Origin of the sequence: Agrobacterium sp. ICMP 6402, from assembly GCF_009498615.1 — a bacterium.
Taxonomy (GTDB): Bacteria; Pseudomonadota; Alphaproteobacteria; order Rhizobiales; family Rhizobiaceae; genus Agrobacterium; species Agrobacterium burrii.
This window is the reverse complement of sequence record NZ_QSNV01000007.1, coordinates 259,508-273,989: the sequence shown is the minus strand read 5'-3', so window position 1 is coordinate 273,989 and position 14,482 is coordinate 259,508. Positions and strand designations below refer to the sequence as shown.

Below are 14,482 nucleotides of genomic sequence, written 5' to 3'. Positions count from 1 at the left end.
ACTGGACGAAATCGGTTTGCCGCCGGGCAATGCCATCCAATGGTTGTTCGGGCTGACGGCGGGGTTCTATTTTGCGGGTGGGGCACCAACATCAAGCGAACCTACAGCATTTACAGAGACTTGGGTCTGCAGTTGCGCAACAAGACACCCAAGCGGCGGGTGAAGGCAAAGCTTCGGGAAGATCGGCAAACGGCTGCCGGCCCGAATGATGTCTGGGCGATGGATTTCGTTCACGACCAGCTCGCAACCGGTAAGGCCGAAGGTTCGATTTTCATCGAGAGCATGTTAATTGGACGCATTCATTGCGGCTCGCAAGGTATCGTTGATGCGCTCTTGCCAGCCGGGTCCGTCCGCCTGAAAATGCGCGAGGACATCGCTGTCGATCTTCAATGACACAAGCTCCCTGGTGTTGGGGATTGCAGGCCGTTCAACGACCGGCGCTGCGACCTTCTTTGCCGGTTTGAACAATGCCTCGGCCGCGTCTTTTGGATTGGACGGTCGTCGGGGTTTCGTAGCCATGATCATATCCTCTCTTGTCGTGCGCTTGAACAGCTCCACCGGTCAGCCTTTGTTTCCGGGATGTATATCCAACATAGCGGCTGTCGCAACCCGCGTGTAGTCGGCAGCCGAAAGAGCGTCCTTGCCGCTGATAAACTGGTCAGCCGTCCCGCAATCCGGAAGAGATCGCACATCGTCATCCATAATCGCGGCTTTGAGCGCTTGTCGGATTTTCAGTGAATCGATGAACCGGTATGGGCGGCGTAAAGAGAGCCCGCGGCTGACGCAGTGGCGCCAGGCACATTCCTCTTGATCTGTAGTTCAGCCAGTTATCGGCAAGTTCTTCACGCGACGGATTTTCCGGAGGGTTTACACTAATCATTGCCACGGCGTTCTGTGCAGACAGCATGCGAGGGCGGTCGTAAAACACGGTTCAAAAGCGTTCTGGAAAGTATCATGGCTGGCGAGCAGTTCACTGGCAGCCCACCGCAAAAGCAAGCACCTGCTTCTGCGGCGTTATTTCCGGAAGTCGTCGTTCATCGCCAGGAGACCAGTTACGATTAAACAAGCGCGAGAATACGAGCCGGTCCGCCTGTCCCGCCTCGGTGGGTTGGCGCGCCAACGACGATTGTCGCTCCCTTGATCGGCAACGCCTCAAGGTTGTTCAGACCTTCGATACCGTAGCGGCCGGCTGGAAGCCACGAATTATGCACAGCGAAATCGGCAGAGTTGCCCGGATCCAGTGAGAGCGTGTCGACGCCAATTGCAACGGTGTCGCGCTCGAGCAGTAAATCGGTCGCCGACTTGCCGAAGCCGGGAAAGGCGAATTTTCCAGCGTCGTCATTACGGAAGGAGGGGCTTTTAACCTTTGTTGCCCAGCCAGAACGCAAAGCCACGACGGCACCTGCGGGAATATCGCCATTTGCGCTGATCCAGCGTTCTATATCCGCCGCCTCAATGGTCGAATTGGCATCCTCCTTGGCGCGATCGGCGATGTCGATGATGACCAGCGGCGCGACCAGTTTTTGGGGTTCCAACTGATCAACGCTGGCGCCATCGGCGCTGAAGTGGAAAGGCGCATCGATATGGGTTCCAGTGTGCTCGAAAACCGTCAATTTATGGAGTTGGTATCCGTCCTTGGCGATATCTGCAGCCCATTCGAATTCTATTCCGGGCTTGCCATCAAATGTTGGAAAGGTTGAATCGTACACATGAGTGAGATCGACGACTTTGTGAGCCGCCTGAGCAAGGACCGGTGTCGCCAGATTTCCCGCGGTCATCGCCACACCCGCAAAGGCCGCCCCTTTAAACAGCATACGACGCGACAGCATGTTCTTCTTCACGTCTTCTATCACGCAGTGATTGCACATCCCATCTTCCCTCCGTTGCGAAACCTCTGTTCATGACGGTATCGCAAAACCCTAGTGAAGCAAGATTGGTCTTTCTCAAGGTCTCAGCTTTGGTAGAAAGACATGTTAAATCCACATCGGCGTCGCGGAGCCTGTTTTCGAATGTGGGCCTCCGTTCCCGGCGAAGAATCCCTGCGCATTTGGAAATAGTAACCGAGTCGGATAAGGCTTGGCACGGGTCTGCTCCCAACTGCCGCGGATCTTTTGAGGTTGGAAGTGACAGACGAATTACCCGGTCAACTTGATAGCCTGCACCGCGCCACCTTTGACTATTTCTGGTCCGGAAGCCATCCTGAGAGCGGGCTGCCCAGGGATCGGATGCGATCCGACGGTTCGCCGATCCATGAGATCACCTCAATCTCGGGTGTCGGGTTTGGTTTCCTCTCGCTCATCGTTGGCGTTCATCGTACGTGGATAAGCAACCGGGACGCCATTGCGCGCGCGTGCCGTATGCTGGAATCGCTGGCTGGAGTGAAGCGTTTTCACGGCGCCTTTCCTCACTTCGTCAATACGTCGAGCGGAAAAACAATACCCTTTGCGAAATACGATGACGGCGGTGATCTTGTCGAAACCGCGCTTCTCGTTCAGGCGCTTATCTGCGTGCGGGAGTTCTTCAGCGGAGAGACATCCGAAGAGATTGGTTTGCGCCGGTCTATCACTGAAATAGTCGAGGCTGTCGAATGGAACTGGTTTACCAGGGGAGAAACAGGGCCGCTTTTCTGGCATTGGAGCCCTCGATATGCCTGGGCGAAAAATCTGCCGATTGTGGGCTGGAACGAGGCTTTGGTCTGCTATGTGCTGGCGGCAGGTTCAGTTGCGCATCCGATAAGCCCGGAGTGTTATCATTCCGGGTGGGCGCGCCGTGGCGCAATCCGGAATGAATCGAAGTATCTCGCTGTGCGGCTGCCGCTCGGCGAGCCATATGGAGGGCCGCTCTTTCTGTCGCATTACTCTTTTTGTACACTCAACCCGCAAGGCTTGGGCGATGCTTACTGCCGTGATTATCTGGAGCAGGTTCACGCGCATTGCCAGATCAATTACCGCTACTGCCGAACGCGCTACGCAATCGAAGACGGATGGGGACTGTCCGCCTGTGATGGGCCAAAGGGTTACGTCGTCAACTCTCCGACCAACGATCACGGTATTATCGCGACGACGGCAGCCCTCTCCAGCATACCTTTTATGCCGCTGCGGTCACAACAGGCGGCGCTACGCTTCCTGCAATGGCGTGACGGCGCGCTCATCGGCCGCTTCGGCCTGATGGATGCCTTTCAGCCTTCAACGGGCTGGGTCTCCCGAACGCATCTTGCAATCAATCAGGGCCCGGTGGTCGCAATGATGGAAAACCATCGCACCGGTCTCATCTGGGATCTGTTCATGAATGCGCCGGAAGTGAAAAACGGCCTGGCGCATCTGGATTTTTATCAGGACAGCTCTCATGAGGGGACGAAGGCGCATGAGGCTGGCAGATCAACACTTCGCGGCAGTGCAATGTCGTGATGTGTGCCGAAAGGGGCTACGTGAGCGTGGCTTTACCTGGGCGGTCGGTATCCCCAAGCATCAGAAGGTTTATCCCGATGATGCCAGAATGATCTTTCCCGTCTCCGACCATGGCCGTCCTCGCAAGCATTCGATCCCCGACACCCTTTCGGTTGCCGTCGAAACGATGTTGGCGTCTGCAAGATCGAAGAAGGTCAGTCGTAAGCGCGAATTTCTCCGCACCTTCTACAATTGAGTGAGCTTTGGCATGTGGTGTCCACTTAAAAGAGGTGGACACCAAGCTATAGATGAACGTCAAAAACTCGCGATTCGACTAGCGGCCGAGGCCTTTTCCCGATCGTTCACCCGCGGCGGACCAGCAGAACCGATCGCTCCCGGATCACCACAGCCAAAGCCGCCGGGATGGGTCTGCGGATGCTCAACGGACCGCAGCCACACGAAGGCTGCCATGTAGCTTTTCCAACCCGCGGTAGTCGATCTTGCCATTCGCGTTGACGGGCAGATCGGCAATGAAATGGATTTCGCACGGCAGCATGTAATATGGCAGCACGCCCCGGAGCGCGACTTTGATCTCATCGGAGGACCCTTGGCAGCCAGCGATAAATCCGACGATGATCGCGTCTGAACCACCCTCCTGTTTCGGCCGGACAATCACTGCGACCTGCTCCGCCCCGGCAGCCTTCGCCAACGCGGCTTCGACATCCTGCAGCTCGATGCGATAACCGAGTATCTTCACCTGGCGATCAACGCGGCCGGCGAAAATGATGCCATGTTGAGGGTCCCATCGTCCCAGATCGCCGGTTCGATACCAACGCTGGCCATCCCGAAACGGGAATTTCTCTGCGGTTAGCGCGGGCGCGTTCCAATACCCCTCCGTCATCTGGGGACCTGAAAGCCATATTTCGCCGGTGTCGCCAGCGAACACCTCCATACCATCCGCATCTCTAATCGACATCCGTTGGACGCCGAGCGGGTAACCGATGGGCGTTACCGATCCCTGATAGAAGTTCTGCGGATCAACGCGGTAATGGGAGGTGTGGATGGTGCCTTCGGTCGGGCCATACATATTGTAGAGCGCTGCGCCGGGCGCTGCCGCGTGCCACTTGCTGCTGAGGGACACCGGCAATGCTTCGCCGGCGAAAAGACTATATTTCAGCGATGGCATCGAATGCGGCGAAACGAGACCGAGTTCGATCGCCTTCGCCGCCGCGGAGGGGACGATCAGGCAAGCAGTTATTTCATGGGTTCTGATCAGCCGTGGCGCGAGGATTGCCCCGTTCTGAGGGGCGACGACGAGCTCGGCGCCATGCAGCCAGCACAGCATCATGTCGTGCACCGAAAGATCGAATGTCAGGTCGGCCGCCTGCAGGACGCGATCGCTGCAATCGATCGGAATCAGCCGGTGAACCGCGTCGATATAGGATGTCAGATTGCCGACGCTGATCGGTACGCCTTTTGGAACGCCTGTGGTTCCCGAGGTGAAGAGAAGATAGGCAATGGCTTCGGTTGTCAGGGCGCGGCGCGAAACGAAGGTATCGAATGCGTATCCGCCTGTATTTGGTTGCGGCAGGGGATCAATGTCCAGGACGGGCAGGGCGGCAGTGGCGGGGCCGATCTGGCGGATCGCCTCGTCCGCGACATTGCGGTCGACGAGAAGCGCCGCTGCTGCCGAGGATGACAGAATCTGGCTGTTTCTGGCCCCCGGGAAGGCGACATTGAGGGGAACATAACCGCAGCCGGCCAGCAGGATTCCGAGAATCGAGGCGTAGGTCGCGAAGGATCGCTCCCCGTAGACCGCGATGAGCTGACAGGGTTTGACGCCCTCCGCATCCAGGCGCCTGCAAACACCAACGGCGGCGGAAAACAACTCCTCGTAGGAGGCCCGAACGCCGGCCGCCGTTATTGCGGGCCGCTCGCGGAATTGTCTGGCGCTCGCCAAAAGCCGTTGATTGAGCGTCATGTCACATTCCGCACGGTCAAGCTTCTGTCCTGGTACGTCATGGCTTTACCCTTCTCATGCCGATTGGTGGCCGCGCTGTCCGAAGTCAAGAATAGACGTCGCTATAGAGCTCCAGCGGATCCGGCATCGGGCTGGTCTTGGCGAAATCGACCGCTTCGGCGACGATGTCCTTGATCTCCTTTTCGATCAGCCTGATGTCGCTTTCGGTCGCATGCCCCTCCTCTAGAATGCGGGTGCGCGAGCGGTTGATCGGGTCGTTGTCGTTCTTGACCTTTTCGACCTCTTCGCGGGATCGGTACTTCGCCGGGTCGGACATCGAATGCCCGCGATAGCGATAGGTCAGCATTTCCAGGATGATCGGCCCGTTGCCTGCCCGCGCATGTTCGACCGCCTTCGCTCCCGCCGCGCGGACTGCGCGCACGTCCATGGCGTCCACCTGCTCGCCGGGAATGTTGAAGGAGAGGCCGCGTTGCGACAGGTTGAGATTGGCCGAGGCGCGCTCGACGCTGGTGCCCATGCCGTAATGATTGTTTTCGATGATGTAGACCACCGGCAGGCCCCAGACCTTCGCTATGTTGAAGCTTTCGTAGACCTGCCCCTGATTGGAGGCTCCGTCGCCGAAATAGGTCAGGCAGACGCGATCATTGCCGCGATACTTGTTGGCGAATGCCAGCCCTGTGCCGATCGAGGCTTGTGCGCCCACGATGCCGTGCCCGCCGTAAAAACCCCTCTTGGGATCGAAGATGTGCATCGAGCCGCCCTTGCCCTTAGAGGCGCCCGCCATGCGGCCGGTCAGTTCCGCCAGCACCACCTTGGGATCCATGCCCGACATCAGCGCGTGGCCGTGGTCGCGATAGGCGGTGATTACCTGATCGCCTTCGCCTATCGTCATCTGCATTCCGACGACCACGGCCTCCTGGCCGATATAGAGGTGGCAGAAGCCGGCAATCAGGCCTTCGCCATACATCTGGCCGCATCGCTCCTCGAAGCGGCGGATGAGCAGCATGTCTCTGAAGGCCTTCAACTCTTCCTGCCTGGAAAAGACGAAGTTCGGGTCGGCATTAAGCTTGGGCATCTTCATTCCTTTTTAAATAACATAAACGACGGCACGGGGCTCAACTGCTTGAAAGCTTGAGGCCGACGATCCCGCCGAGGGTGAGGGCGAGCCAGAAAAGACGGACCGCCGTTGCCGGCTCACGGAAGACCACGATGCCGACAACGATAGATCCGATGGCGCCGATGCCGGTCCAGACGGCGTATGCTGTCCCGAGCGGCAGGGTCTGCAGGGCTTTGCCGAGACAGAAAATGAAGGCGGCGAGCAGAGCCAGGGAAAGGACGGACCAGCCCGGACGGCTGTAGCCTGCGGCCATCTTTACGCTGATGGCCCAGCCGACATCGAGAAACCCCGATATGACCAGCAATATCCAAGCCATGCCCGCCGTATTCCTTCATCGTCTTGTTTTCCGCCGTTTCGGCCGGCGGCGCTTGCACCCCGGCAGTGGCAGGATGATAGGAATGCTCGGCCCACAAAGCTCGTTGTGGTTTGGCAAGCGGGCGTTGCCATCGGGCAATTGCGGAGCAGCGGCGCGCTTTCCTTTCTGAAAGGCGGATTTGCATTTTTGCAAGAGGACGCGTCCGGTCGATGGCGTTACTGTCCGAAGGCAGGTCATGGGCCTGTCATGCGAAATCCGCCTTTCCGTTTTGCAATTCCTCAATCCGGAAGGCTGTGCATATTTGCGAGGTGGAAAGACGTGAAGGACTGGAACGAGTTCAGAATTGTGCTGGCGATCGGGCGTGCCGGATCGCTGGTGGGCGCCGCCAGGGATCTTGGCCACGACCATTCGACCATCTTCCGCTGGCTGAACGCCCTCGAGAAAAGAAGGGGCGTCAAGCTCTTCGACCGGACGATGAACCGCTATGTCCCCACTGACGCCGGCGTCCAGATGATCATGGCCGCTGAGCGGCTTGAAGCAGAAATCATGACGCTCGATCGATCCATCGCCGGCCAGGACAACAGGCTTCTGGGCAAACTCAAGATTACTTCGTCGGAGACGCTCGCCTATCGTATCCTCAACGAGGTACTCGCCGATTTTCGTCGCGAGCATGATGGTATTGAACTGGAATTGCTGGTCGACAACAGGCAGCTCGATCTGTTGCGTCGGGAGGCCGACGTCGCCATTCGGGCGACGCGCCCGCATGAAGGCGAACTGTTCGGCCGCAAGATCGCATCGACACCCTGGACCTTTTACGGGAGGAGCACTTACCTTGCCGAGCGAGGGCGTCCCGCGGATATTGCCTCGCTCTCCAGCCACGTCGTTGTCGGGTGGGACAGCGCCGCCGTTGCGGCGGCATCGATGTGGTTGACCGAAAACATCTCTCCACGCGCCTTTGCCTATCGTTCGAGCAGCCTCGTCAACCAGCTGATGGCGGTGAAGGCGGGCTTGGGGCTGGCGCTGCTTCCCTGCTATCTTGGCGATCCCGAACCCGATATCGAACGTGTTCAGGAACCACTGCCCGAACTCACCCGCGAACTCTGGCTGATCACGCATAAGGATCTGCGCAACACTGCACGCGTTCGCGCTTTCTTCGATCACGTCGGCGGTGGCCTTCTCGCGCGCCGCGCGCTGCTGGAGGGAAAGCGCGGCGGGGCCCCGAGTCCGGACGAAGAAAGGCATGATGCAGCTCGGTCCGCGGGCTGAGAGGTCCCGTCGCTCACCCGCTGGCGCTAGTTGCGCAGGCCCTCGGTGGCCATCGTCCTGCGTACCGCCGGCCTTTGGGCGATCGTCGACAGGTAATGCGAGAGGTTGACCCATGCGGCAAGATCGAGCTCGCGTCCGCTCGACCAGTTCATGATAGTGAAGCAATAGGCGTCGGCGATGCTGAACCGGCCTCCGACAAGATAACTTTCGGAGGCGAAATGTTTGTCCAGAAAGTCGAAACGCGCGCGCAGCCTCTCCCTTGCGACCTCGGCGGCCTGCACGCCATATTCCGGGTGGAACAGCCACGGGCTGAAGGTCTTGTGCAACTCGGAGCTGACGAAGGTCATCCATTCATGCAGGCGATAGTGCTCGAAACTGTCAGGCGCGGGCTTCAGCATCGCCTCCGGCTTCAGATCGGCAAGGAAATGCAGGATGGCGACGCCTTCCGTCAGCACGCGGCCATCATCGAGCTCCAATATCGGCACCACGCCCTTCGCGTTAACTTGATTCAGAATGCGGCCGTCCTCAATCCGGTGCGGCTCGCTGCGAATGTCCACCCTCGTCAAAGTCAGTGAAATTTCGGCCTCGGCGGCGACGATATGGGCAGCCATTGAGCAGACTCCCGGCGCGTAATAGAGCTTCATTCCTGTTCTCCCGTTTGTTTCCGGCACCGCAATGATAGGCGATGATCGGAAGAACGGGTTGTTGGATGCTGGCAAGCCTCGATTGTCGTTCGGCAAAAGGGTTACGTCTCGCAAAAGACGATGGCAACGGCCTGCTCGACGGTCTCGGGCGCCCGCGCATGTGCTTCCTGCTCCGTCATCAGGCCGAGCAGCCGCCCGCGGTGCGTGCCGCTCAGGAAGAGATCGAGAAGCGAACGCGGCTTGCTCCTATCAGGCTGCAAGTCTTTTGGAGGCGCTCGTTTTGATGAACGCGAGGACATAGTGGGTCACGACGGCATAGAGGCCGACGATTGCCAGGTAGTTAAGAAAGAATCCCAGGCTGCTCTCGTTGAAGTCCCACATGTCGAGCGAATAGCTGAGCATGAGCTTCGAACCGAACGTCATGTCGAAAGAACTCTTCACACCCCAAACCGCAGTGGTGAAGGCGATGATCCGTAGAACCAGGGTGCGAACGGCGTTCGTCGATGTCAGCCCCAGCGTCGATCGGATGGTGTTCATCACGACGGTCCAGCGTGTTCCCAAATGGACGGCGACGATCAGCAGGGTCCAGTAACCGGCGAACATGTGAAGCTCGCGAACTGTGAACCCGCCGTCGATCGACGTAAACCAGAAGAGGTCGCGCGAGATGAGCAGACTGGTGCCCAGCATAATAAGCATAGCTACTGCCAGACAGACGATCGTGACGATGTTGAATATCCGAACGGCGTCGCGCCCACCGTTCCTGACCCTCGGGTACCACAGCCTATTGAAGACGTTGTGCACGATGACCAGCGTGAAGAGAGCCGTGCCGAACAGTTCGTGAGACAGATTGTCCAGCCACCAATATGCAAGGCAGGCGATGATCAGCGCGATGGCCAGGAAATCCAGCACGAGACGAGCGCGAAACACAGTCATTTGAATTCGAACCGCCGCATCTCGTTGAACGTGTAGAGGAAGTCCCGGTCCGCGCGGGACATGTGACAGCTCTGACAGCGCGCCGTGTTCTCGGCCTCGTTGATGGTACCATCCGGCTTGAACCACTGGAATTGCCAATCGGCGGTCCGTCGGTTCTCCGGATAGTCCTGACCCCAGTTCTCGCCCTTTTCCATGATGAAGGTCCGGAACACCTTTCCGTCACGGTAGTCGACGAGGGCCACGTGGGTGCCGTTGGGGATCGGCTCGCCGCGCTTCACGGCTTCGATCGCCTCGCGTGTCGTCATGATGTGCTCGGTAACTTCGCCGCGCGTCACTGTCGTGTAGTGGATGAGTTTGTCGATGTCGGGCATCGTTGCGCGTGACGGCTCGGCCTGCACCTGCATCCCCACCAGGATGACAGCCAGCCCGGAGAGAACCGCCCCGCCTACACCACCAATCAAACTTCGCATGGGCACCTCGTAATGTGCGCGTGATCCGACGTCACCGCGTGTATTGCTCATCGGAGACGTGCTCCATCCAATTGACCGACTTGCCATCCAGCGTTTCGGAAATGGCGATGTGGGACATGCCGGTCGTCTCGGTCGCTCCGTGCCAGTGCTTCACGCCTGGCGGTATCCATGCGATGTCGCCCGGCCGGAGTTCCTGGATTTCGCCCTGCCAGTGCTGGACGAGGCCGACGCCAGCCGTGATGATCAGCATTTGACCCAGCGGATGGGTGTGCCACGCGGTCCGTGCGCCGGGTTCGAAGGTTACCGTCCCGCCGCCGACGGTCGCCGGTGCAGTTGCCGAAAAACGGGAATCGACGCGAACGGCCCCGGTGAAGTTGCTTGACGGGCCAACCGTCGAGGGATGCGTTCCTGCCCTGGTGATCGATACGGGCTTGTCAGGTTGTGCAAACGCGGCGGACGCTCCAAGGGAGAGAGCAACGGTCATTACGGTTTTCATGTTCATCGGTCACCTGTGATCGAGGAGTTTTAGTCAAGCTGTTCGTACTACTCGGCAAACACTTCCTTCGCGATCGCCACGGCCGAAACCGCGCTCGGCCAACCGGAATAGAACGCCATGTGGGTGATTGTTTCGACGAGCTGCTCCTCCGTCAGACCGTTCGCCTTGGCGCGAACGAGATGCGAGCGAAGCTGGTCTGGACGGTTGAGGGCAATCAAGGCAGTGACTGTCACGAGGCTTCGGTCGCGCTGGGAGAGCTGCGGCCGCTCCCAGACGTCGGCGTAAAGGACATCATCCGTCAGTTCCGCCAGCTTCGGAGCGATGTCTCCCATCAATTGCTGGGTGCGCGACCGTGCGGAATCAAGATTAGATGCTGGTTGCTGTGCCATACCGGCCTCCACTCCTGTTCCGCAGACGATTCCTGCGGCAAGAATTCCTGTGATTAGTTTCTTCACGTCCAAGTCCTTTCGTCCTGAGACTGTGGGGTTTATTCGTAAGGGGGTGAATGAGGTGCCCATCGGTCCCGTCATCACGTCGAAGCGAGGTGGCGATCGAAGAAAGGCTTTAGCCTGGACAGAGCGGCCTCGACGTATTCGGGTACCCAGTAGGTCTCGATGTGCTTGGCGCCCTCGATCTTGAAGAGCTCCTTATCCGCTGTGCCGGTGGCCTTCGGGAACGCTTCCTCCGTCATGTACAGCGTGTCGGCGGCACTGCCGGCAATCATCAGAAGGGGTACGTCGATGAGCGCGATCTCGTCGACCGCGTCCCAGCGCATCAGATCCATCAGGCTGCTGGTCGTGTATCTGAAGGTCGAACCGGGGTGGGCGTTGGTGCGCCAATAGTATTCGTATCCCTGCCGATAGAGATCGAACGGCAATGCGGCGATCTGGGCGTCCGTCATATCGGCGTCGCCGGAGTAGAGGATTTCGCCGCCAGCCGCTTCCTGAGCTCGGGCCGCTGAGGCCTGCTGAAGGCGACTCTGGATCGTGTCCATCTGACTATCCTGGAATCCGTTGCGACGGACCCGCCCTGAATTGAACATGCTGAGCGTCGCCACCGCCTTGAAACGCTTGTCGGTCTTGGCTGCGGCCAGGGAGTACCCCCCGCCGCCACAGATGCCAAACAGGCCAAGACGCGTCATATCGACACCGGGGAAGGTGCTGATGAAGTCAGCCATTCCATGGATGTCTTCGATGCGGTGCTGGGGCTTGTCGGTGCTGCGCGGCGTGCCGCCGCTTCCGCCCTGATACGCGGCGTCGGCCGTGATGGTGATGAACCCGCGCTCCGCAAGCCGCTGCGCGTAAAGACCCGTGGTCTGTTCCTTCACACCGCCGTTCGGGTGGGCAAGAACGATCGTGGGGTACTTTTGCGCAGGATCGTAATCGGGCGGCGTGTAGACGTTGGCGACGATGTCGAGGCCGTTCAGCTTGTACTTGACCGGATGGATGTTGACCTTGCCGGGCTCGTTTCGGGTAATCGCACCGTCATAGACGAGAGTGAACGGGTTCTGCTTGTAGTCAAGAGCCATGGCATTGGTCGGCATTGTTGGCACTCCCAGGATTGCACCGGTAACGATGAGCGCGGAGGCTCCGAGGAACTCGCGTCTTCTCTTATTGATGATTTCGTCAGTCATCGTCTGGCTCCTTTTTCAGGGCTAGCGCCGATGGTTCAATCGAGCTTCTTGTCGGTGAGGAATTTGGATATCTGGTCGGCGATCTCGACGTTGTTCAGGTCCGACATCAGGAAGTGTGTGCCGCCCTTGATGCCGATTTCCGGCAGATGGACCAGGGTCGCATCACCGCCGTGCCTGTTCACGGTCTCGACCCAGAGCTTGGCCATAGCGAGACGAACGCGCCAGTTATCCTGACCTCTCTCACTTGTCGGCTCGACCGGGAAGTTGTCGCCGTAATAGATGATGATGGTCAGCTTGGTCAGCTTCTCGAAGTCGGCGAGCGGAACTGCCTCGCCCTTCAGCGTGCCAGCGGCGCTTGGCATGTCGGCGGGCACCTCGCCCTGCGGGAAGATGAAGCCACTGCCAGGTTCAAGCGCTACGATGCCCTTGACGTTCGAGCTCTTGATCGCTGTCATCCAGCCTGGGCCTCCCGCCTGTGAGTGGGTAAACAGAATGCCGGGTCCTGTCTTCTGGAACAGGGCCGACATCGCGTCTGAGATCACCTTGACGTCGTATGGACCGGTGTTCGGGGTTACGGAGCGGAAGAATTGGTCGAGTGCTGCTGGACTGCGGTCGAACTGAACATTCTGGAAATAGTCAGGCCATTTTCCAAGACGGAACTGGTCGAAGAAAAGCTGATCGTAGGGCGTCGGTTCAATTGTAGCAGCCACGGTGCTATTGCCCGCGCGGCCACGGCGCGGCTGATCGACAAGATAGGTGGAGAACCCTTTGCGAAGGAAGATGTTCTGGAAGCCCTCGCGACCGTCGGGGGTGGTCTCCCAGCTACGGGCGGATTGGAACGCTCCATGCAGCATGATAATCGGCAATGGCTTCGGGTTCTGCGGCACCTGATAGAAGACGTAGGCATGATCGCCGTGAAGCGACTGGCCTTCTGGTGTTGGAGCATTGTTGTTGTACGTTCCTGCCGTCTTCGAGACGGTACCGCCAACGGCAAAGCTGCCCTGATCCTGAATGACGAGGGGCTGAGGCTTTTCCGGAGACTGAGCGCTGGTGACACCGGATGTCAGCAGCGCGCTCGAGAACAGTAGGACAGCGAGGGTCTTGGCGAATGTCTGGGGCATAGCGATCTCACAACATTAAGTTGGAGGAACGCTACTTGAGCATCACCCAGATGATTAGATAGCTATTTCTGATTGAGGCCATTAGCCTGACTTATCAATCACAAACGGTTGATTAATTCGTTACTGGCGGTAGCGCAGTGCGTTGATCATCAGCGCGAACGCCGGAGATGTATGCCTGCGGTTAGGGTAGTAGAGGTGATATCCTGGAAATGGAGCACACCAGTCTTCCAACACGCGCACCAATTCGCCGCTCGCTATCTGCTGCGCGACCTGGTCTTCCGGCATATAAGCAAGTCCGAGCCCCCGTTTGACGGCGTCGAGCCGCATTGCGATGTTATTGAAGACCAGTTGTCCCTCCACCTTCACCTTCAGCTCGTGGCCTTCCTTCTCGAATTCCCAGGCAAGGATATTCCCGTGGGTCGGCATTCTGATCTGGATGCAGTTGTGCCCCGTCAGGTCCTGAGGCGTTTCCGGCCACGGGTTCTGGCGGAAATACGACGGGGCACCGACGACAGCCATGGACATGTCAGGACCGATCTTCACCGCGATCATGTCCTTGGCGACCTGCTCACCCAGCCGCACCCCGGCGTCGTAGCGCTCCGCTACGATATCGGTGAGCCCGTAATCGACGGTGATCTCGACCTTCACATCAGGATTGTCGGGTAAGAACTTGTCGAGCGCCGGAGCGAGGACCGAGATCGCGGCATGTTCGCCTGCCGTGATCCTTATGGTCCCCGCCGGCTTATCCCGCATCTCGGTGAGCGCCGCGAGTTCCGCCTGTATCTCCTCGAATCTCGGAGCGGCGAGCTGAAGAAGCCGCTCGCCAGCCACCGTCGGAGATACGCGGCGCGTCGTTCTGGTCAGCAGACGAAGCCCCAGCCTCTCTTCAAGTCCGCGAACGGTCTGGCTGAGCGCCGATTGCGAGACGCCCAGTTTGACGGCGGCCTTTGTAAAGCTCTCCTCGCGCGCCACCATGACGAAGGCGACCAGATCGTTGAAGTTCTCCTGCGGCATTCATTAGACATCCTTATAGCTACATCCCGATTAGTGCCTCTAATCTAAATGGTCGGCAAGGCATATCTTGCATTCATCAAAACAGACGCCTGGTCGTGGAGGACG

At 58.7% G+C, this 14,482-nt stretch carries 16 protein-coding genes and 2 pseudogenes; 4 read left to right on the top strand and 14 right to left on the bottom strand.

Annotated features, from left to right (window positions below):
- Positions 1 to 255: pseudogene (locus DXT96_RS19200) on the top strand (hypothetical protein); the annotation flags it as partial.
- A gap of 30 nt (positions 256 to 285) precedes the next feature.
- Here the strand turns inward: DXT96_RS19200 and DXT96_RS19195 are convergent.
- Complete coding sequence (locus DXT96_RS19195; RefSeq protein ID WP_153515987.1) at positions 286 to 519, bottom strand: BrnA antitoxin family protein; 234 nt, start codon at positions 517 to 519, stop codon at positions 286 to 288.
- 539 nt (positions 520 to 1,058) lie between these two features.
- On the bottom strand, positions 1,059 to 1,868 hold the full coding sequence (locus tag DXT96_RS19190) for a cyclase family protein (protein WP_153515986.1): 810 nt from the start codon (positions 1,866 to 1,868) through the stop codon (positions 1,059 to 1,061).
- Between the two features lie 357 nt (positions 1,869 to 2,225).
- On the opposite strand from DXT96_RS19190, the gene DXT96_RS19185 reads away from it, so the two are divergent.
- Together DXT96_RS19185 and DXT96_RS19180 are read left to right on the top strand one after the other, a co-directional pair.
- The gene (locus tag DXT96_RS19185; protein WP_153516009.1) at positions 2,226 to 3,407 is read left to right on the top strand and encodes a glucoamylase family protein; all 1,182 of its coding nucleotides are present in this window, start codon (positions 2,226 to 2,228) and stop codon (positions 3,405 to 3,407) included.
- Between the two features lie 7 nt (positions 3,408 to 3,414).
- Positions 3,415 to 3,606: pseudogene (locus DXT96_RS19180) on the top strand (transposase); the annotation flags it as partial.
- Between the two features lie 219 nt (positions 3,607 to 3,825).
- Here DXT96_RS19180 and DXT96_RS19175 read toward each other — a convergent pair.
- From DXT96_RS19175 to DXT96_RS19165, 3 genes are all read right to left on the bottom strand, one after another.
- Positions 3,826 to 5,367, bottom strand: coding sequence for an amino acid adenylation domain-containing protein (locus DXT96_RS19175; RefSeq protein ID WP_153515985.1), 1,542 nt, complete (start codon positions 5,365 to 5,367; stop codon positions 3,826 to 3,828).
- Positions 5,368 to 5,452: 85 nt separating this feature from the next.
- The gene (pdhA, locus tag DXT96_RS19170; RefSeq protein WP_149900680.1) at positions 5,453 to 6,448 is read right to left on the bottom strand and encodes a pyruvate dehydrogenase (acetyl-transferring) E1 component subunit alpha; all 996 of its coding nucleotides are present in this window, start codon (positions 6,446 to 6,448) and stop codon (positions 5,453 to 5,455) included.
- 34 nt (positions 6,449 to 6,482) lie between these two features.
- Positions 6,483 to 6,800 (bottom strand): multidrug efflux SMR transporter, encoded by a 318-nt coding sequence (locus DXT96_RS19165; RefSeq protein WP_149900681.1) that lies wholly within the window; start codon positions 6,798 to 6,800, stop codon positions 6,483 to 6,485.
- A gap of 318 nt (positions 6,801 to 7,118) precedes the next feature.
- On the opposite strand from DXT96_RS19165, the gene DXT96_RS19160 reads away from it, so the two are divergent.
- Positions 7,119 to 8,066, top strand: a complete 948-nt coding sequence (locus DXT96_RS19160) for a LysR family transcriptional regulator (protein ID WP_371418925.1) — start codon at positions 7,119 to 7,121, stop codon at positions 8,064 to 8,066.
- A gap of 26 nt (positions 8,067 to 8,092) precedes the next feature.
- Here the strand turns inward: DXT96_RS19160 and gstA are convergent, their stop codons facing one another.
- The 9 genes from gstA to DXT96_RS19115 all read right to left on the bottom strand — a co-directional run bounded on the left by gstA (position 8,093) and on the right by DXT96_RS19115 (position 14,377).
- On the bottom strand, positions 8,093 to 8,710 hold the full coding sequence (gstA, locus tag DXT96_RS19155) for a glutathione transferase GstA (RefSeq protein ID WP_153515984.1): 618 nt from the start codon (positions 8,708 to 8,710) through the stop codon (positions 8,093 to 8,095).
- Positions 8,711 to 8,811: 101 nt separating this feature from the next.
- A complete protein-coding gene (locus DXT96_RS19150; protein WP_153515983.1) occupies positions 8,812 to 8,970 on the bottom strand; it encodes a hypothetical protein in 159 nt (52 codons plus the stop codon).
- Complete coding sequence (locus DXT96_RS19145; RefSeq protein WP_153515982.1) at positions 8,960 to 9,643, bottom strand: DUF4405 domain-containing protein; 684 nt, start codon at positions 9,641 to 9,643, stop codon at positions 8,960 to 8,962. The genes DXT96_RS19150 and DXT96_RS19145 overlap by 11 nt, the downstream gene beginning before the upstream one ends.
- Entirely contained in the window at positions 9,640 to 10,113 is a 474-nt protein-coding gene (locus tag DXT96_RS19140; protein WP_153516007.1) for a cytochrome P460 family protein, read from the bottom strand. Before DXT96_RS19140 ends, DXT96_RS19145 begins: the two co-directional genes overlap by 4 nt.
- A 31-nt stretch (positions 10,114 to 10,144) precedes the next feature.
- Entirely contained in the window at positions 10,145 to 10,615 is a 471-nt protein-coding gene (locus DXT96_RS19135; protein ID WP_153515981.1) for a cupin domain-containing protein, read from the bottom strand.
- A 41-nt stretch (positions 10,616 to 10,656) separates the two neighbouring features.
- Positions 10,657 to 10,998, bottom strand: coding sequence for a carboxymuconolactone decarboxylase family protein (locus tag DXT96_RS19130; protein ID WP_153515980.1), 342 nt, complete (start codon positions 10,996 to 10,998; stop codon positions 10,657 to 10,659).
- Positions 10,999 to 11,138: 140 nt separating this feature from the next.
- Positions 11,139 to 12,242, bottom strand: coding sequence for an alpha/beta hydrolase (locus DXT96_RS19125; RefSeq protein WP_153515979.1), 1,104 nt, complete (start codon positions 12,240 to 12,242; stop codon positions 11,139 to 11,141).
- 35 nt (positions 12,243 to 12,277) lie between these two features.
- Positions 12,278 to 13,363 carry an alpha/beta fold hydrolase gene (locus tag DXT96_RS19120; protein WP_153515978.1) on the bottom strand — a complete coding sequence of 362 codons (1,086 nt, stop codon included), beginning with the start codon at positions 13,361 to 13,363 and terminating at the stop codon, positions 12,278 to 12,280.
- A 120-nt stretch (positions 13,364 to 13,483) separates the two neighbouring features.
- Complete coding sequence (locus DXT96_RS19115; protein ID WP_153515977.1) at positions 13,484 to 14,377, bottom strand: LysR family transcriptional regulator; 894 nt, start codon at positions 14,375 to 14,377, stop codon at positions 13,484 to 13,486.
- Positions 14,378 to 14,482 lie beyond the last annotated feature (105 nt).